Genomic DNA, 18,860 nt, shown 5'->3' with positions numbered 1-18,860 from the left:
AAGGAAAGGTTGTTAAAAATTATGCTTAAATATTTTGGAACAGATGGTGTACGGGGGGTTGCTAATGCTGGTTTGACTCCAGAAATGGCTTTTAAATTAGGTCGTGATGGAGGTTATGTTCTTACCAAGGATAAGAAAGATGGAGAAAGAGCTAAGGTATTAGTTTCTCGTGATACACGTATTTCTGGTCAAATGTTAGAGTATGCATTGATTTCTGGGTTACTTTCCGTTGGAATTGAAGTTTTAGAAGTTGGTGTAATTACTACTCCTGGTCTTTCTTACTTGGTGCGTGCACAAGATGCAGATGCCGGTGTTCAAATCTCTGCTTCCCATAATCCAGTTGAAGATAATGGAATTAAGTTTTTTGGTAGCGATGGTTTGAAACTATCCGATGCTAAAGAAGAAGAAATTGAAAAATTGATCGACGCTCCTGAAGATAAACTTCCTCGCCCATCTGCAGAAGGCTTGGGTACTGTGACAAATTATCATGAAGGTGCTTCAAAGTACTTACAATTTATTGAAAATACTTTACCTGAAGAATTAAGTGGTATAAAAGTAGTTATTGATGGTGCTAATGGTGCAGCAAGTGCATTGATTTCAAGATTATTTGCTGATATGGGTGTTGACTTTACTACTATTGCTACTCATCCAGATGGTTTAAACATTAATGATCATGTTGGTGCTACTCATACTAAGAAGTTACAAGAAGAAGTTGTAAAACAAGGTGCTCAATTAGGTTTAGCATTCGATGGGGATGCTGATCGTTGTATCGCTGTTGATGAAAAGGGTAATGAAGTTGATGGTGACCACATTATGTACGTCATTGGCTCATATCTTGCTGATCATGGACGGTTAAAGAAAGATACCATCGTTACAACTGTAATGAGTAATCTTGGGTTTACTAAGGCTTTAGAGAGACGTGGTCTTAAGAACGTTAGAACTCAAGTTGGTGACCGTTATGTTTCAGAAGAAATGAGAGCTAATGGTTACAATCTTGGTGGTGAACAATCTGGACACGTTATTATCAGTGATTACCATAACACTGGTGACGGAATGCTTACTGGTTTACATTTACTATACGTAATGAAAGATACTGGTAAGTCATTGAGCGAATTATTAAGTGACTTTAAAGAATACCCACAACGTTTAATTAATGTTCCTGTTAAAAATAAAAAAGACTGGAAAAAACATAAACGTATTACTGAAGCCATTGAAAAGGTTGAAAAAGAATTAAGTGATGAAGGACGTATTTTTGTTCGTCCATCTGGAACTCAAAGTTTGCTTCGTGTAATGACTGAAGCTCCAACACAAGAATTAGCTGACAAGTACTGTGAAGAAGTTGCCAAAGTTGTTGAAGAAGAAATGGGTTCAAACTAATTGTTTTTAGTTTTATTTAAAATTTAATATGGTGATGGTGTTCACCAATTTAACCGATTAATATCTGACGACGCCTACTTTCTTGTATTAACAGGGAGGTAGTGTCGTCTTTTTTTATGCATTTTTTGTATAATAGGAAGGAGAGTAACCGATTACATAAGGAGAAAAAATAATGAATATAAAATTAATTGCTGTAGATCTTGATGGAACTTTATTAAATGATAAACAAGAAATAAGTGTTAAAACAAAGCAAGCTCTTCAAAAGGCATCAAGGATGGGAATTAAAATAGTTCCGTGCTCAGGTAGACCATTTCCAGGTATTAAGGACTATCTTAATGAGTTGGACTTAAAGGATTCTGCTCAGTACGTTGTTGCATTTAATGGGGCTTTAGTGTTAAATGCTCAAGGAAAGCCAATTGTTGAAGAACTATTAAGTTATGATGATTTTATCTTTTTTGAAAAAATTGCTGATAAATTACAAGCAAATTTTCATATTGAAGTAAGAGACAAGTTTATTACGTTAGATCATTTTATTAATTACTATTTATCACGTGAAAGCTGGTTAACAAGAATGCCAATCGAGGTTTCTCAACTAAAAGATATTTCAGAAGATATTAAATTTACTAAGGCCATGTTTTCAGGATCTCCAGCTGAAATGAAGAATATTTATCGGAATTTATCAGAGGAAGTATTTGAAAGATATAATGTTTCAACTTCAGATGAAACTTTGATTGAGATTAATTCAAAGCAGGCATCGAAAGGAAATGCGTTAAAAGAATTAGCTAAAAAACTAAATTTAAAAGAAGATGAAGTAATGATTTTCGGTGATCAAACTAATGATATTTCTATGTTTGATGTTCCGGGATTCTATAAAGTTGCAATGGGAAATGCGGTATCTGAAATAAAGGAACGCGCAAATTATGTTACGAAAACAAATAACGAAGATGGGATTGCATATGCATTAAGAAGGTTGGTATTTGATGAATAAAAAGATAGAAAATTATTTAAGTGTAGGAGTATTTGCTTTTTTTGGAGGTGCATTAAGAGCATATTTAAATTTAGTTTGGTCTCAGTCGGGGACATTTATTGCTAACATTCTCGGCTGTTTTTTATTGGCATTTTTGACCTATTTCTTTATTGAATTTAGAGAAGGTCGTGACTGGCTAGTCACGGGATTAAGTACTGGTTTTGTTGGTGCTTTTACGACATTTTCTAGTTTTCATTTAGATACTTTAAAGCAATTAGAAAATGGTATGCATAGTCAAGCAATCTTGTGTTTTTTTAGTTCAATATTTATTGGTTTTTTATGTGCTTATTTAGGAATGATAATCGGTAAAGTACTAGGTAGAAAGTTGGCAATAAAAGTATGATTACAACAGTTGTAGTAGCAGGTTTTGGCGCTATTTGGGGTGCACTTTTGAGATATGGAATTACTAATTATGGCAAAAAACATTGGGAGAGGGATTTCCCTTATGCAACTCTGCTAATAAATTTAACCGGTGCCTTTTTATTAGGAGTAGTGTTTGCATGTAAGTTATCTCCATTTATTTATGCCTTAGTTGGGACCGGAGTTTTAGGTGGATATACTACTTTTTCGACATTAAATGTTGAACTTCTGTCTCATTGGCAAGACCATAACTATGGTACTTTTATTCTTTACGCCTTACTTTCTTATGGTGGAGGATTATTTTTAGTATTTATCGGATATAAAGTTGGTATGCTAATCTAATTTTTAGAAAAAAGAATGCTGGTAGTTTTTGTTTACCAGCATTCTTTTTTGTTTGTTAATTATTTAATTTGGATTTTTAATTGAAACTTTTCCCATATCACTTTCAATATTTAGAGAATTATTTGAGTCTTCAGCACCCACATAGCCTTTGACCTTATCGTAGTCGTCGCTACTGTAAATAATTGAGTTGAGAGGAAGATCAGTTAAACCGATTTTCTTGGTATCAACGTTAAACGTAAAGGATATGGTATCTGGAATATGGATATGAATATTTCCTATCTTGCTTTGAATAGATAGATTAAATTTGTTGCTTTTATCAAGCGACAAATTTATTTTACCGGTATTAGCTTTAACATTACCTTTAGCTTCAATATTATTTAAAGTTATATTGCCTGAATCAGTTAAGATCTCAATATTTTGACTTTTTAGTTGATTGACTGTAATTTTTCCAGTTTTAGTATCAATAAAAAAGTTCTTACTTGAAATATTTTCTAAATCCATGTTGCCACTAGTAGTGTGGTAAGAGATTTCTTCTTTGGCATTAATATTATCAGCTGTAAGCATCCCTGAATGAGCATTAATATGAAATACATTAGCCGATGTTGCAGATACAGCAATATCGCCTGATTTTAGATCTGCTTGAACTCTTTTGAGAGTGGAATGTGCTAATAGTAAATCACCCGAAACAGCAGTGATATCAATCATGCAGTAACTGGGAATTTTATTGATATAAACATCTCCGCTTTGACTTCGAATAGTTAAAAATCCAGTGAATTCTTTGGGTAAGAATAGTAAAGTTTTATTTTTGAAAATACCTACTAATTTACGCGGACCTTGAGTGATTTTAAGAACATTTCCGATTTTTTCAACAGTTGAATGGAGATTCTCGATATCACGTGACATAAAGTCGTGCACGATTAAATTTGGTGAATTAGTTGGTAGAACCAGTATATCACCTAGACGATAGTTTAAATGTATTTCGTCAATTTGATTTAATTTAAGTTTTAGTTCATTAACTAATTTTGAGTCGAAAATTTTAGCAAAAAAGTCATTATATTTGCTGTAGTCTGTTGCTTCTAAGCTTTTTAGTTGTGAAAGTAGCGTATCAAGGTCAGTTAAATTCAATAGAGCTTTTTGCTCTGCTTCAATTTGACTTGCTCCATGTTGAAGTTCTTTTTTTATTAAGTTATTGATTTTCTTACTGAGAGTTGTTTGTAAAGGTTTATTTTCCTTTATATGAGGAAATTTATTGAAAAATTTTTTTAGTTTTTCATCAATCATATTGAACTCCTTTAATTTTTGTTACACTTTTATTATATAGCACTAAAAAAGCTGTATGTATGTTTTTTATGAGTATTAAAATATAGACTAAATTTTTATTAGGAGAAAAAACTTGAAATTTATAAAATGGATTTGGAGATTAGTAGTTAGTGGCTTGATTTTTATCTCCTTGAGCTTGACTTTAACGAGTCCAGTTCAATTAAAAGTAGACAGTACTGCTGGCTTAGTAAAGAATTCAATTAATAAAGTAGTTGATCAATCGAATAATAGTGATTTACAGATGGGAGTAAGTTTTTTACAAGATTCTGGAATAGAAGATACACTCTTATCGCAATTACCTAAAAATATTAAGTTGCAAACGTCATATCAAGGCTTAAATAAATTAAGTACGAATTATTTAGCTAATAATAAATTAACAGCTGCTGATTTACAGTTGAATAATGATACACAGCAGGAACAGGTTTTTAATCAAGTGATTTTACAATTAGTAAATGAACAATTAAGACAAAATTCGTCTGATGTAAAACAAGCCGCTCAAATTTATCATTTGATATATTTCTTACTCATCGGCTTTTATATTTTGGCAATAGCATTAGTTTTATTTGGTAAGAAAATTGCAATTATTCCTCTTATTCTTGCTGCGGTGGGATCATATGGAGTTTTATCATATGCTGCTGGTGTAGCTACTAGCTCACTTCAACAAAGTGTTTATAGCGGAATTAATGTGAGCTTAAGTAGTGGTTTGAGTCAGGCCTTAATTACAGCGATAATTGCAGCGATTGGTTGCCTATTTATTAAGATTAAGCAAGATAAGGAGTAAAAATGCTTTTTAAGACAAGCGATAATGTGAAAATTAGTTATGAAATAGTAGGAAAAGGAAAAACAATTGTTTTGGTTAACGGCTTTGGCGCTTACCAAGAAATTTGGTCAGCTCAAGTACCTTTTCTAAATAAATTAGGATATCAAGTTATAACTTATGATCATAGAAATATGGGTAAAAGCCAACGAACCGAAAAGGGACATAATATAGAACGGTTAACGCAAGATTTATTTGAGTTGGTATCATTTTTGCAGATAAAAAAAGCTATTTTTATGGGACATTCAATGGGTGCATCGATTATCTTTTGCTTGATGAAACATTATCATGATTTAATTAAACAAGCTTTAATAATTGATCAATCTCCAAAGATGTTAAATGATAACGAATGGCAGTATGGATTTATGGATTATACAAGAAAAAATTATCTAGAAAAATGTCAAGAAAGACCGAGTGTTCATGAAACATATGCTGGTTTAGATGATGATGTTTATGCTAAGTTAATGCAGGCTAAACAGGATAATCCATTTAATAGAAAAGATAATGTAGATTTACTTGAAAATCATATGTCACTTGATTGGCGTGCGGTCTTAGAAAATACTGAGATTCAGACTACTTTTTTCGTTGCTAAGGAAAGTCCATATTATCGAGAAGGTTATGAGAAATGGTTAAAACAAAGAAATATGAAAATAGATAGTTTGATTATGTCGCCAAGTGGTCACGTGATCATGGCAGAAATTCCTAAACAATTTAATAATAAATTGGGAGCTATTTTATAGTAAGAAAAAAGAGGGGTACCCCTCTTTTTTGAATTATTTCAATTTTTTATTAATATTAGCAAGATTTTGATAATTTTCTGTCATCCATTCTATATAAGTTGTATCATTTGGAATAGTTTCACGAACTTGAAGAATTGGGATGTTCTTTGCTTGGGCTCGTTTTACAAAGTTATTTACTGTTGAACTATTTACTTGAGAATTTTTGACAAAGAAAGAAATTCCTCGTTTATCGATAGTTTGGTTCATTTGATGAATAATTTTAGCACTTGGATCGGTTTCATTTTCAATAGCTTCTTCAAATGCCTTGTCTCCAATCTTGAAGTGAGTAGCTTTTAAAGCATAATCAAAAATAGGCTCACTGACATAAACTGGCTTTTGTTTAGCCCCATCAACTGAAGCAGCTATCCTTTTGATCTTATTAATTTTTGCTAGATATTTAGCACCGTTTTCTTTATAGTAGGCCGCATGTTTCTTATCTATTTTGGCTAGACGTTTTACTAAATAATTAACATATTTAGTAGGCATATTTAAATCAAACCAAATATGAGGATTAGCACCATTTTTAAGTTTCATAAGGTCTTCACCAACTAAAACGGCAGATTTATTGTTTGATTTAGCTAATTTTGGTAACCAAGAATCATATCCTAAACCATTAGCAATAATAATTTTAGCATCTTGAACTTTTTTGGCATCAGCTGTAGTTGGCTCAAAATCGTGAGGATCTGTAGAGCTATTAGTAATGATTGCACTTGCTTTGCCATACTTTCCTAAGACATTTTGTGCAATATTTGCGTAAACGTTAGTACTTGTTACAATTGAAATTTTATTAGATGATGAATTATCTTTTTTCGAACAGCCTGTCAGGATTAAAATAAGTATAAAAGCTGTCAAAAAAATTGTTAGTATTTTTCGGTAATATTTTTTCATTAATACATTTATCCTTTCAAATTATAAGATTTATCCTTTAATTCAATATAAATCATATCAGGATATATTAGAATTTTTTATTTGTCAATTATTTTGTATTAATATTCTTGTGTTATAGTAGAAAGAAATTACAGAATTAAGGTAAGAAACAATGAAAGCTACAATATATATCACTGGTAGTATTGCTGCCTATAAAGCAATTAGTGTGGTGCGCGATTTTCAAAAAGCGGGTCATGAAGTAAGAGTAGTAATGACTAAGGAAGCAGTTCATTTGACCAGTACTCAAACTTTAGCTGCTTTAACTAAATATCCAGTCTTAACCGACCTATGGGAAGAAGAGGTAGCTAATAAGATTCCGCACATTGAATTGGCTGATTGGACTGAGATTGCTGTTGTAGTTCCAGCAACTGCAAATTTTATTGCCAAAATCGCAAATGGCTTAGCCGATGATGCGGCAAGTACAACTTTTCTAGCTACAGTTGCACCTAAATATGTAGTACCAGCGATGAATAATCATATGTGGAGTAATGCTGCTTTTCAAAGAAATTTATCTTTTTTAAGACAAGATGGTATTCAAATAATGGATCCAACTATTGGGCGCTTAGCTGAGGGATATAGTGGCAAAGGTAGAATGCCTGAACCTATTGATATTATGGCTTGGATAGATTCGTCCTTAAAAGCAAAGGAAAGATTATTAGGTAAAAAGCTTGTAATTACTGCGGGTGGCACAGTTTCTCCACTTGATCCAGTTCGTTATCTCGGTAATCGTTCTAGTGGTAAGATGGGCATTGCACTTACTAAAGCTGCTCTTAATGCAGGTGCAGATGTGACTTTAATTTCAGGTCATATTTCTGTTCCTTTACCAAAATCTCCTAATTTGACCAATATTCGGGTAGAGACGACAGAAGAGATGCTGGAAGCTGTAAAAAAAGAATTTTTGAATACGGATGCCTTAATTATGGCAGCTGCTGTGGCTGATTATGAACCGGTAAATTATATTGATCATAAAATTAAGAAGCGAGAACAAGGAAATGAGTTAAAGATTTTCCTAAAAGAAACTCCTGATATCTTAAAGACAATGGGAAATATAAAACAAGAAAATCAAGTTGTAGTAGGTTTTGCTGCTGAAACAAATGATTTACTAAAAAATGCGGCTAAAAAATTGGAAGAAAAAAATGCAGATATGATTGTGGCTAATGATGTGAGTCATGGAGTATTTGGCAGTAATGAGGATCAAGTTACAGTTCTTAGAAAAGGTAAGGAAGCAAAAAGTATCAAGGAGACAACTAAAGTTGAAATTGCTAAGCAAATTATTAATTTAGTTGCTGATAAACTTGAAAGTAGGAAAGTTAAAAATGAAAAAAACTTTGTTAACTAAGCGAGAACTTATTTTTGTATGTTTAATGTTATTAGTATTGCTAGGACTATTTATTTCTAGTTCAATGACATATCATGAACAAGAAATGTCCCCAGGATTTATTCATCGTCATTTTCCGATTGTTGAGAGAATTGTTGGTAGATGGAATATATACTACGGTGGACGCTGGCATAATGCTGTTTTGGATAATGGTGAAGCGGGGATGACACAATTTGTAATGAGGAAGTTTGCTCATTTTTCATCATATTTTTTAGTAGGATTATTTGCTTGTTTAGGATTAGATAGATTATTTAAGAAGTGGTGTGGTCCTTTGTTTATTTGGCTAGGAATTATTGGATTGGCTGGATTAGATGAATTTCATCAGTATTTAACTGGAGACCGTACTCCAAGTTTACACGATGTTGCACTCGATTCAGCTGGTGCATTATTAGCAATTTTAATTTGTATCTTTGTTTATTGGTTAAGACATCGACAAGAAAAACGTAATTCATAATTAATCATAGATTGAATTTAAATCTTGAGTGCGTTATGATTGACAAGGTTAACTATATTAAATAAAAAGAAAGAAGGATTCTTATGTCAGGACATTCAAAATGGCACAATATTCAAGGCCGCAAGAATGCGCAAGACGCTAAGAGAGGTAAAGTTTTCCAAAAATTATCTCGTGAAATTTATATGGCTGCAAAGAGTGGTGGTCCTGACCCTTCAGGAAATCCTACTTTACGTATGGTTATGGATAAAGCACGTGCAGCTAACATGCCTAAAACCAACATTGAACGTGCTATTAAAAAGGCTGAAGGTAATTCAGATGAACATTACGATGAAATTACATACGAAGGTTACGCTCCAGGCGGTGTTGCAGTTTTAGTTGAAGCTTTAACTGATAACAAGAACCGTACTGCGTCAGATGTTCGTGTTGCCTTTACTCGTAATGGCGGTTCACTTGGTGCAACTGGTTCTGTTGCTTACATGTTTGACCGTAAGGGTTACATTGTAATCGATCGTTCAACTACCGATGCAGACGAAGATCAAGTATTACTTGATGTAATGGATGCTGGTGGCGATGATTTAGAAACTAGTGATGACGCTTTTGAAATCTATACTGATCCTAAGCAATTTACTGCTGTACGTGATGCTTTAGAAAAAGCTGGCTATAAATTAGCTAATGCTGAATTAACTATGATTCCGCAGAACACCACTCCAGTTCCAGATGATAAAAAAGAGCAATTTGCTCATTTAATTGATGCATTAGAAGATAACGATGATGTTTCTAATGTATACACTGCTGCAGACGATGAATAATTTTATTTAATTGAAAATAGACTCAGGTTTTTCTGAGTCTATTTTTTTGTCCAATTTTTATAAAAAATAAAAAAATTCGTCCATTTTTTGCGTACTAATAAGTGTATTACAAAGGAGGGATGAAAAATGAATTTATTAGCTAAAGAAGTTTTAGGAACGGCAGTTGAAGAAAGAGCAAGTGATGTGTTTATTTTTCCTGCTAAAGCAAATTACGAGATAAAATTGCGAACAGCAGCGGGGTTAAGGCAAGTAAAGGAAATAGATTTTAAAACTGGAAAAGAATTATTGAATTACTTCAAATTTCAAGCACAGATGGACATTGCAGAGCACAGAAGACCACAGGTAGGTTCATATCAAACTATCATAAATTCAGAAAGTGTCTTCTTGCGTTTTTCAAGTATTGGAGAATTTTCTGGCTATGAATCATTAGTAATTAGATTAATTTATGGAGAAAAAAACAATACCTATTTCTTTCCTGAACAATTAACCCTATTAGAAAATTTAACTCGGCAGCGAGGACTAATAATTACTAGTGGGCCAACAGGTTCAGGTAAGACGTCATCAATGTATGAATTAGCGAGGTTAGCTGGAAAAAATAAAATTGTTATGACAATTGAAGATCCTGTAGAAGTTTGGCAACCAGAGTTTTTACAAACACAGGTGAATATAATTGCTGGTATTACTTATCCCGATTTGTTAAAAGCTGCTTTAAGGCACCGACCGGATATTTTAATTATTGGTGAAATTCGGGATACAGACACAGCAAGAATTAGTATTAATGCTGCTTTGAGTGGGCACTTAGTTTTTGCAACTGTACACGCTAAAACGGCCTTACAGACAATTTCACGGTTATAAGGTTTAGGAATCACTAGGGATGAATTAGAAAATTGTTTAACAGCGGTTTCTTACCAACGTTTATTGCCAATAGAAAATAAAGATAGCTTAGGGTGTTTGATGGATGTTGGTTATGGAGAAAGATTATTCGATGCGATAACTAGTAATAATCGAGCTGATCTTGCTGAATGGAAAAATAATTTAGATCAATTAGTTAAGCGAGGAAAGATTAGTGAAAATACTAGACAGCGTTTTGAACAGGGATAAATTAAAGAGCGCAGATCAGCTAATATTTATTGATTATTTAAGGCAAGCGCTCGTTAATGGGTATTCGTTAAATGCTAGTTTGAGCCTTTTACCTAAAGTTTGGGATGAGCATTCGAATCAGTTAAAGTATGTGAGTAAAAAAGTGGAAGCTGGCGTTTCTTTAGGAGACGCATTACATGAAATTGGTTTTTCAAGTACTTTAGCGGCTCAAATAAATATGGCTGTTATTGATGGAAATTTAATATCGTGTTTAGAACAACTTAGTGAATTAATTCGATTAAAAAATAAGCAATTAAAAAAATTAAAAAGTGAATTGGCTTACCCGGCTTTATTAGTTGGGATGATGATTAGTTTATTAATTTGCATGCAGACCTTTTTAAAAACTGAAATGCTTGATAATGATTGGACTAGTAATTTAATGCTAGGAGGACTATTAATTTTAGTAGTGATTGCGATTGTTTTTGTTATCAAAACAATACAATTATTAAATCAGCAAGATTATTTTGCTTTAAAAAAATTAACTAAGTTTCCAGTAATTGGTAAAGTTCTTAATCTATATGTTCATTATTTAGTTATTTCTGATTTAGCAACTTTATTGATTAATGGATTTTCATTACAGAAAATTTGTCAATTAGCAGCTATGCAGCCAGAAAATTCCCTGCAGCAGGTATTAGGTAAAAGAGTAAGGATGCAATTAGAGAGTGGCGTTGAGATTAAGAAAATTATTGAAACAGAATATTTTATTCCAAATAATTTAGTTATGCTACTAGAAACAGGTGCGACTAGGAGTGAGATCGGTAAAAGAGCATTGCTCCTTAGTAAGACACTTTTTTATGAATTGAATTTCAAATTAAACAATTTAATCGTTAATTTGCAACCAATATGTTTTATCTTTATTGGGATTTGTATTTTAGGAATGTATTTAAAAATTTTGATGCCAATGTATCACTTAATGGAAATGATGTAGAGGAGAAAGAAGAATGAAGAAATTAAAGAATTTTATTAATAGAAATAAGCGAGTAAAAGGCTTTACTTTAGTTGAAATGGTAATTGTAATTGCCATCATTGCGATGTTGATCTTATTAATTGTTCCAGGTTTAAGTAGGCAAAAAGAAAGAGCTACTAGTAAAACTGATGAAGCTTTACGTACGACTATTGAGACTCAAAGACAGTTGGCTGAAGATAATGGGGATGGAACATCATTAGAAGAGTTGGTGAAGAAAGAATACATTTCTCAAAAACAGAAAGAAAGATATGAAAAATTACCTCAAAAATGATTTTGAATAGAATAAAAGGTTTTACTTTAATTGAAACCATAATTACATTGACTGTTACTTGCTTACTCGTATTGATGCCCACACTTTATGTGAAAAATATTAAGGAACAGATGATATTAGATAATTCAACGAGACAAATAAAATCAACAATTAACAAATATATGCATTTGGCAACTGTAGAAAAAAAGAATTATATATTTTTGTATTTTGATAATAATTCGTCAATAGAAATAAAGGGTTCAGATAGAGCATCAAAAATTTATTTGGATCGTCATGTAAAAGTATATAATCTAGACAATTTATATATTAATAACCACGGAAGAGTTTCACCAAGGACAATCACAGTAAGAAATGGCAATAAGGAAAAGAAAATAAAATTACAAATGGCATGGGGAAGAATGATTGAAGAATAAGAGAGTAAAGGGCTTTATTTTATGGGAAGCTTGTGTTGGATTTACAATTGCTTGTTTAGGGGTGATCCTTTTAGGGATGACCATTAGACAAAATAAGCATACTGAACAGCAAGTTGAGAAACGTGTAGATAAGGCATATGCGGAATATATTTTTCGTCATAGTGATAAAAAGACACTTTTAGTTCATGATCGACTTTATTATAGGTAAAAGTAATGAAGAAAATAAGAGGATTTACTTTATTAGAAGCAGTTTTTGCGATTGCAGTAACTATAGCTTGCGTTCAAATATTGTTTGGACTTGTAAGTACATTAAGAAAAATTAATCATCAAAAAAGTGGTGTAAATGAAATAACTTATAGTTATGTGCAAGTAAATAATTTCTTAAAAGAAAGTGGTCATGTTGAAGTAAGCAGAACTGGATCAGATCCTACTAAAGTTCTGCTAAAGAAGCTATCAAATAGGAAGAAAAAGAACGGGGATCCGATTTATGATGTTTATGCAATCGATGTAAGCCCGAATGATACTTTAAGAATGAGGACAGATGAGGGTGGACATATGCCTCTACTTTTTAAAGTAAAAAGAATAAAATGTTCCACTACAGATGATTCTTTTACAATTTTAGTAACTGAAAATGATGGTAGACAGAGCGAAATGTTCTTTAAGACGAATTTACCAAAAGAGAAGAAAGAATTAAAAGATGATAAAAAGGAAAGCAAGAAGAGTTAATGGAAGTGCTTTGATAAGTAGTATTTTGCTAATTAATATCTGTATAGCCTTTGTGATAGGATATCAGCAAATTTTCGCTGAAAATATGGAAAGTAACATAGCTTTAATAAATTATTTTTCTAAGTAATAATGATCGCTTGCCAGTCTTTAAGGATACCTATAAAATATTAGAAGGAATATAAAAGAAGGAAGAAAAATGCAAAAAGTAGAAGAATTGTATCCGAAATTTCAGACAGCAGTCGAGCATTTGCAAAAAGCGTTAAATGTTTCTTTCTCATCTGCACTAACAGAGACTTTTGATAATTTAGAAAATGGAAAAATCAAAGTTGAGTCAGGTGCTCCTGATAAGGAAACTGTCGCTAAGTTGACTGAAGAATATCGTCAATTGAATTATGAGAATTTACCACGATCCTTAAAGGTGCAGGTATTCACCTTATTAACTTTAAAAGCTATTGCTCAAGACGCTAGTGATTATAATTTAATGCCAACCCCTTCAGTAATTGCTACAGTAATTGCTTTAATTTGGCAAAAAATTGTCCCAGCTGGAGAAAAGACAGTGGTTGATCCCGCTATTGGAACAGGAAATTTGCTTTATTCGATTATTAGACAATTAATTCAAGAAAATCACTCGCAAAACAATTACCATTTGATTGGAATTGATAATGATGAATCATTATTAGATTTAGCAGATATTGGTGCTCATCTTGAAGATTTGAAAATTGATTTATATTGTCAAGATGCGTTAGATCCATGGATGATTCAAAAAGCTGATGTGATAGTAAGTGACATACCAGTTGGTTACTATCCACTAGATAACAATGCTCAACGTTTTGAAAATCATGCTAAAGAGGGACATTCTTTTGCTCATACTTTGTTTATTGAACAAATTGTGAATAATCTTAAGCGTGACGGATTTGCATTTTTAGTGGTACCAAAGTTATTATTTACAGGTAAGGGATCAACTGAATTTATGACTTGGTTAGCTAAAAAAGTAAATATTCAAACAATTGTTGATTTGCCTGATGATATGTTTTCAAGTAAAGTTCAGCAAAAATCAATTTTAGTTTTCCAAAATCATGGTGAAAAAGCTGTAGAGCGTGAAGTATTGGTAGCTAAGTTAGATTCTTTAAAGAAACCAGATTCTCTAGTAGCATTTAATATGAAATTAAATGACTGGTATCAAAACGATAAAAAATAATTTATATAGAGGTATATAAAATGAAAAAAGTTTTAGCAGTAAACTCCGGTAGCTCATCATTTAAGTACAAATTGTTCTCTCTTGATAATGAAGAAGTAATTGCATCTGGTATGGCTGATCGAGTTGGTTTACCAGGGTCAGTATTTACAATGACACTAGCAGACGGTAGTCAACATGATGAAGAAAATGATATTGCTACTCAGGAAGAAGCTGTTCAAAAGCTACTTAATTGGCTTAAAGAATATAACGTTATTGATTCTTTAGATGATATAGCTGGTGTGGGTCACCGTGTTGTTGCTGGTGGTGAGGAATTTACTGACAGTACTATTATTACTAAGGATAATCTTTGGAAGATTTATAACATTAGCGATTATGCACCTTTACATAACCCAGCTGAAGCTGATGGAATCTATGCTTTTATGAAGGTTTTACCAAATGTACCGGAAGTTGCTGTTTTTGATACTTCTTTCCACCAAACTTTAGATCCAGTTCAATATTTATATTCAGTACCTTATAAATACTATGAAAAATTCCGTGCTAGAAAATATGGTGCTCACGGAACTTCTGCACGTTATGTTTCTCGTCGTACAGCAGATCTTTTAAATAAGCCTGTAGAAGATTTAAAGATGGTTATTTGCCATTTAGGAAGTGGTGCATCAGTTACTGCAATCAAAGATGGAAAATCTTTTGATACTTCTATGGGATTCAGTCCTGTTGCAGGTATTACAATGAGTACTCGAAGTGGTGACGTTGATCCATCTCTTCTTCAATTTATTATGAAGAAGGGTGATATTGGTAGCTTTAACGAAGTTATTAAAATGCTTAACACCGAATCTGGTTTACTTGGTCTTTCAGGTGTTTCACCAGATATGAGAGATATTGAAAAGGCTATTAAGAATGGTGATCAACAAGCTAAGCTTACTAAGAATATTTTCATTAATAGAATTGTTCGTTATATTGGGGCTTATATGACTGAAATGGGCGGATTAGACGTTTTGGTCTTTACTGCCGGAATTGGTGAACATGATGCAAGTGTTAGAAAGCAAATTATGGATGGTCTTACTTGGCTTGGACTTAAATATGATGAAGACGCTAATAAAGCTAACCGTGAAGGGAAAATTACTACACCAGATTCAAAAATTGATGCAATGATTGTTCCAACCAATGAAGAATTAATGATTGCTAGAGATGTTGTACGCTTGGCTAAATTAGATAAGTAATAGAGAATAGTAGTTTGTGGATTTTTAATTGTGAGTGTGATACCATTGAAGCATCTGGGGATGTTTTGGGATTCGACAGGCGTAGATTCGCGGTGACTGCGATTCGTAGGTCACGTCTACGTTAAAAACGTCACAGTTAAATTATAACTGCAAATAACGAAAATTCTTACGCAGTAGCTGCTTAGTCAGCCTGCGTGATCCAATGACGGATTGCTCGTGTCTGTCTGCGGGTCTTACCATTTAACGAGCTACGTTTAACTACTTACCTTAATAGTTAGAAATAAGATTCTTAGGTTAGTTTTGATAGTTTAGCCCTGTTATATGGCGTTTTATCAAAGCGAATTTAAGTAATATAACTATGATCGTAGAGGTTAGCGACGAAATACGTTTGGACAGGGGTTCAATTCCCCTCATCTCCACTATAATAGCTTGAAGCATTGATATATCAGTGTTTAAGTACAATAAAACCACCTTTTGGCTAAAAAATGGCTAAAAAGGTGGTTTTATTTTTTTATATATTTAATTGTGAGATTGAATTAATTGCGTCTTCTTTATTCTTATTATTAACATGCGTATAAATATCAAGCGTCATTTGAATATTTGCATGACCGAGTAACATTTGAACTGTTTTAGGCTTTACATTTGTGTTTTCAATTAATAGAGTAGCAAAAGTATGTCTGAATCCATGAAGAGTAATATGACGTAAATCTTTATTTAAAACATAATTTTCGTCTAATTTGTTTTCTTTGGCAAATTTTTCGTTAATTTCATGATCTTTATCATATACTTGCTTTAACCATTGAGTGGGCTTGCTTAAAGACACATACTTGCCGGCTACAGTATGAAATAGCTTGTCAGAAAGGATTTTTTCACTTTTACGGTAATCTAATAATACTTGCTTTAAATTGTCTGAGAGAGGAACTACTCGCTTTGACTGTTTAGTTTTAGGAGTATTGATTACTTGTTTATTCCCAATACCAAAAGAGATAGTTTTATTAACTGAAATAGTATTATTAATCAAATCAATATCTTTCCAGGTTAAGGCAAGTGCTTCACCTTTTCTAAGACCTGTAGAAGAAAGGAGTTTAAAGTAAGCATATACTCGTAAATTTACTTGTTTGGCAACTTTCAAAAATATGTCTAATTCTTCTTTAGAATAAAAATTATGTTCAACATCTCTACGTTTTCGAGTGGTTTTCCTAGGTATAATTATCCTTAATAATTCATTCTCTGCCACATAGCCTAACCGCATTCCATACTCATAAAGTGAACGCATAATAAAAAGAATATCACGATACTTTACTAATTCGGTAGCTAATTTATCAGCCCATTTTTGTAAGTCTTTTACTTGAATGCGGTCAATATAGTTATTACCAAAATAAGGTAATACATGACATTTATAATTTATTTCAGTTTTATTTGCCGTTGATCCTTTTACTGTATCTTTATAATTGTTAAACCATAAATTCCATAATTCTGAAACTTTAATCTGTTTTTGTTTTACAAAATTATCTGGTTTAATTTGTGACATTTTATTAAAAACGGCTTCTGCTTCAGCATAGGATTTAAAACCACGCCTGCGGGTAATGATAGGCTTACCATTACTGTTAGTGCCTAGATAAATCTGAAACATATACCGTTTCTTACCAGATTTTAATTTGTAATCTTTAATACTTGTATTTTTTCTTTTCGGCATAATAAAAAACCTCCTATTGTAGTCTAAATGTGAACTCTGCTACAATAATAGGGCAGAGTTCATATTTTTATGGCTTTGTTAATCGAATTTATGTTGAGCTATTGACGTAGCTCATTTCTTCCCACTGATGTTGGCGCATCGGTGGGATTTTTTATTTACTTAGATAAATTATCTACAGCATATTGTGCTTCTTCTGGAGTAAATTTGTCCCCAGAATTAGAAGTTAATTGATCTTTAATTTCTGCTGTAGACATATTCATATCTTTTTGGTAAGTTTTAGCACTTTCTAAAGCATTTTTATTCCAATCAGCTTTAACATGATCAACAGCATATTTTGCAGCATCTTCTGGGAATTTATCTCCAGATTTGGAAATTAGTTGATCATAAATTGCAGCCTTAGACATATGCATATCGTTTGCGTATGTTTCAGCGCTTCCTAAAGCAGCGGTAAATTCTCCCGAAACTTTAGGTTTAGTAGATGATTTCTGTGATTGAGCCTTTGAAGAAGTTTTTTCCACTTTATCAGCACTTGATGAAGAGTCATCATCAGAGCCACTCCCGAGTGCACTACCAATGACTACAACTAAAACAACAACTACAATCCAAAACCATGCTCTTTTGTAGAATGGTTTTTGCTCTACATAAACTTTTCCATCTTCGCCGGTTATCTTCTTACTCATATTTTCCCCCTGTGAGTATATAAAAATCAGCTTTTAGAGTCTTCAGTATCTTTGGACAATGAACCTATAGAGTGAAACTTAAGGTGCTAAACTAATCTTCAGCAGCTTCTTTTTCCTTTGATACCGGATAAGGATGTTTCTTGTAGCCTTGTTTACCCCAAGGACAACCAATAGAGTAGGCAATCATTAATCCAATTCCAAAGCCACCTGCATTACTAATGCCACTTGCAAAAGCAAAAAGAACATTCAATCCGATTACTATGAAGAAAATAATCTTAACAATTCGTTCTGCTTTTTTGTTTGGTGGAGTTTTTAATGTAACAAAATACCAGATTGCTAATCCTACACCCCAAGCAGAGAACCAATACAAGAAGCCTTGATAGTCTCTTACAATTCCAAACATAGCAACGCTACTAACAGATTGAGCTTCTACAAATCCAAAGAAAGCTCCAAGTGCCAAGAAAATAGCACCTACTAATCTTCTAACATTCAAAGTGTTTTCTTTATTCACTTTTAAACCTCCATGATTTGCCTTAAGTTTAATGTCATTGGCATTGTGGACAATAACTTATAGTTTAAAGATCTGGTTCATATTTAACGTAGTGAATTTTTTGATCCCAATGAAAAACTTTGTCTCGAAACTTTCTATATCTTTTGGTATCCGATTGAATAATCCTGTATTTACTACCGCCTTCTAATTCTAAAGTCATACCTTGTTGAAGCTTCTTTTCAATATATTCTTTTACTGCAAATTCAGTTTTTGAGTAGCGAAATTTAATTTCATTATTTCCATAGAAGCCATTGTTGACTCTTTTAATTGCTTCAGATTTGGTTGTTGTAAAACCAAAAATAAGTCTAAACAAGGGGACAACCAAGCTTAACCATAAAAATCGTATTATTAATCCGATTAGTTTTAGTATTAGTTTTATAAGTGATAAAGGAAATTTCATATAGTCACT

At 32.5% G+C, this 18,860-nt stretch carries 22 protein-coding genes, 1 other RNA gene, 1 pseudogene and 1 riboswitch; of the genes and pseudogenes, 18 read left to right on the top strand and 6 right to left on the bottom strand.

Translation table 11 applies throughout. The features are described from left to right. Positions 1–21 precede the first annotated feature (21 nt). The 4 genes from glmM (at position 22) to crcB (ending at position 3,106) form a co-directional block, all read left to right on the top strand. Positions 22–1,377, top strand: coding sequence for a phosphoglucosamine mutase (gene glmM, locus H1A07_RS06450; protein ID WP_210144744.1), 1,356 nt, complete (start codon positions 22–24; stop codon positions 1,375–1,377). Between the two features lie 21 nt (positions 1,378–1,398). Beyond that, a riboswitch (Fluoride riboswitch) is annotated at positions 1,399–1,461 on the top strand. Between the two features lie 88 nt (positions 1,462–1,549). Beyond that, entirely contained in the window at positions 1,550–2,365 is an 816-nt protein-coding gene (locus H1A07_RS06445; protein ID WP_210144743.1) for a Cof-type HAD-IIB family hydrolase, read from the top strand. Next, the gene (locus H1A07_RS06440) at positions 2,358–2,747 is read left to right on the top strand and encodes a fluoride efflux transporter FluC (RefSeq protein WP_210144742.1); all 390 of its coding nucleotides are present in this window, start codon (positions 2,358–2,360) and stop codon (positions 2,745–2,747) included. The genes H1A07_RS06445 and H1A07_RS06440 overlap by 8 nt, the downstream gene beginning before the upstream one ends. Then, a complete protein-coding gene (crcB, locus tag H1A07_RS06435; protein ID WP_057719533.1) occupies positions 2,744–3,106 on the top strand; it encodes a fluoride efflux transporter CrcB in 363 nt (120 codons plus the stop codon). Before H1A07_RS06440 ends, crcB begins: the two co-directional genes overlap by 4 nt. A 63-nt stretch (positions 3,107–3,169) precedes the next feature. Here the strand turns inward: crcB and H1A07_RS06430 are convergent, their stop codons facing one another. Continuing rightward, positions 3,170–4,387, bottom strand: a complete 1,218-nt coding sequence (locus H1A07_RS06430; protein WP_210144741.1) for a DUF4097 family beta strand repeat-containing protein — start codon at positions 4,385–4,387, stop codon at positions 3,170–3,172. Between the two features lie 112 nt (positions 4,388–4,499). Here H1A07_RS06430 and H1A07_RS06425 point away from each other — a divergent pair, with 112 nt between their 5' ends. Both H1A07_RS06425 and H1A07_RS06420 read left to right on the top strand, forming a co-directional pair. After that, a complete protein-coding gene (locus H1A07_RS06425; protein ID WP_094503443.1) occupies positions 4,500–5,207 on the top strand; it encodes a hypothetical protein in 708 nt (235 codons plus the stop codon). 2 nt (positions 5,208–5,209) lie between these two features. Further along, positions 5,210–5,983, top strand: a complete 774-nt coding sequence (locus H1A07_RS06420; RefSeq protein WP_057719530.1) for an alpha/beta fold hydrolase — start codon at positions 5,210–5,212, stop codon at positions 5,981–5,983. Between the two features lie 33 nt (positions 5,984–6,016). Here the strand turns inward: H1A07_RS06420 and H1A07_RS06415 are convergent, their stop codons facing one another. After that, complete coding sequence (locus H1A07_RS06415; protein ID WP_210144740.1) at positions 6,017–6,910, bottom strand: metal ABC transporter solute-binding protein, Zn/Mn family; 894 nt, start codon at positions 6,908–6,910, stop codon at positions 6,017–6,019. A 151-nt stretch (positions 6,911–7,061) separates the two neighbouring features. Here H1A07_RS06415 and coaBC point away from each other — a divergent pair, with 151 nt between their 5' ends. The 12 genes and pseudogenes from coaBC (at position 7,062) to ssrA (ending at position 15,947) form a co-directional block, all read left to right on the top strand. Next, positions 7,062–8,288 (top strand): bifunctional phosphopantothenoylcysteine decarboxylase/phosphopantothenate--cysteine ligase CoaBC, encoded by a 1,227-nt coding sequence (gene coaBC / locus H1A07_RS06410; RefSeq protein WP_210144739.1) that lies wholly within the window; start codon positions 7,062–7,064, stop codon positions 8,286–8,288. Continuing rightward, entirely contained in the window at positions 8,266–8,781 is a 516-nt protein-coding gene (locus H1A07_RS06405; protein ID WP_057719527.1) for a VanZ family protein, read from the top strand. Before coaBC ends, H1A07_RS06405 begins: the two co-directional genes overlap by 23 nt. Positions 8,782–8,864: 83 nt before the next feature. After that, a complete protein-coding gene (locus H1A07_RS06400; RefSeq protein WP_057719526.1) occupies positions 8,865–9,590 on the top strand; it encodes a YebC/PmpR family DNA-binding transcriptional regulator in 726 nt (241 codons plus the stop codon). Positions 9,591–9,716: 126 nt separating this feature from the next. Continuing rightward, a pseudogene (comGA, locus tag H1A07_RS06395) lies at positions 9,717–10,691 on the top strand (competence type IV pilus ATPase ComGA). Beyond that, complete coding sequence (locus H1A07_RS06390; protein WP_420889512.1) at positions 10,678–11,658, top strand: type II secretion system F family protein; 981 nt, start codon at positions 10,678–10,680, stop codon at positions 11,656–11,658. Before comGA ends, H1A07_RS06390 begins: the two are co-directional and overlap by 14 nt. A 13-nt stretch (positions 11,659–11,671) precedes the next feature. Further along, positions 11,672–11,968, top strand: a complete 297-nt coding sequence (comGC, locus tag H1A07_RS06385) for a competence type IV pilus major pilin ComGC (protein WP_057719523.1) — start codon at positions 11,672–11,674, stop codon at positions 11,966–11,968. Further along, positions 11,965–12,381 (top strand): prepilin-type N-terminal cleavage/methylation domain-containing protein, encoded by a 417-nt coding sequence (locus H1A07_RS06380; protein WP_094498589.1) that lies wholly within the window; start codon positions 11,965–11,967, stop codon positions 12,379–12,381. Before comGC ends, H1A07_RS06380 begins: the two co-directional genes overlap by 4 nt. Then, positions 12,371–12,589: a hypothetical protein gene (locus tag H1A07_RS06375; RefSeq protein WP_094503439.1), complete on the top strand. Its 219-nt coding sequence runs from the start codon at positions 12,371–12,373 to the stop codon at positions 12,587–12,589. Before H1A07_RS06380 ends, H1A07_RS06375 begins: the two co-directional genes overlap by 11 nt. Before the next feature lie 5 nt (positions 12,590–12,594). After that, a complete protein-coding gene (comGF, locus tag H1A07_RS06370; RefSeq protein ID WP_210144737.1) occupies positions 12,595–13,107 on the top strand; it encodes a competence type IV pilus minor pilin ComGF in 513 nt (170 codons plus the stop codon). A gap of 196 nt (positions 13,108–13,303) precedes the next feature. Then, positions 13,304–14,305 (top strand): class I SAM-dependent methyltransferase, encoded by a 1,002-nt coding sequence (locus tag H1A07_RS06365; RefSeq protein ID WP_057719519.1) that lies wholly within the window; start codon positions 13,304–13,306, stop codon positions 14,303–14,305. Positions 14,306–14,325: 20 nt separating this feature from the next. Next, the gene (locus H1A07_RS06360; RefSeq protein ID WP_210144736.1) at positions 14,326–15,525 is read left to right on the top strand and encodes an acetate/propionate family kinase; all 1,200 of its coding nucleotides are present in this window, start codon (positions 14,326–14,328) and stop codon (positions 15,523–15,525) included. A gap of 56 nt (positions 15,526–15,581) precedes the next feature. Beyond that, positions 15,582–15,947: a transfer-messenger RNA gene (ssrA, locus tag H1A07_RS06355) on the top strand. An 89-nt stretch (positions 15,948–16,036) separates the two neighbouring features. Here ssrA and H1A07_RS06350 read toward each other — a convergent pair. From H1A07_RS06350 to H1A07_RS06335, 4 genes are all read right to left on the bottom strand, one after another. Continuing rightward, positions 16,037–17,221: a tyrosine-type recombinase/integrase gene (locus H1A07_RS06350; protein ID WP_210144735.1), complete on the bottom strand. Its 1,185-nt coding sequence runs from the start codon at positions 17,219–17,221 to the stop codon at positions 16,037–16,039. Positions 17,222–17,376: 155 nt separating this feature from the next. Further along, positions 17,377–17,901: an Ltp family lipoprotein gene (locus tag H1A07_RS06345; RefSeq protein ID WP_210144734.1), complete on the bottom strand. Its 525-nt coding sequence runs from the start codon at positions 17,899–17,901 to the stop codon at positions 17,377–17,379. Between the two features lie 91 nt (positions 17,902–17,992). Next, positions 17,993–18,412 carry a hypothetical protein gene (locus tag H1A07_RS06340; RefSeq protein ID WP_244974103.1) on the bottom strand — a complete coding sequence of 140 codons (420 nt, stop codon included), beginning with the start codon at positions 18,410–18,412 and terminating at the stop codon, positions 17,993–17,995. Positions 18,413–18,476: 64 nt separating this feature from the next. After that, positions 18,477–18,764: a hypothetical protein gene (locus H1A07_RS06335; protein ID WP_210144733.1), complete on the bottom strand. Its 288-nt coding sequence runs from the start codon at positions 18,762–18,764 to the stop codon at positions 18,477–18,479. Positions 18,765–18,860: the final 96 nt, after the last annotated feature.

It is taken from the genome of Lactobacillus taiwanensis, assembly GCF_017894345.1.
GTDB lineage: Bacteria > Bacillota > Bacilli > Lactobacillales > Lactobacillaceae > Lactobacillus > Lactobacillus taiwanensis.
The sequence above is the reverse complement of the archived record's forward strand: the minus strand, read 5'-3'. Positions and strand labels throughout refer to the sequence as shown.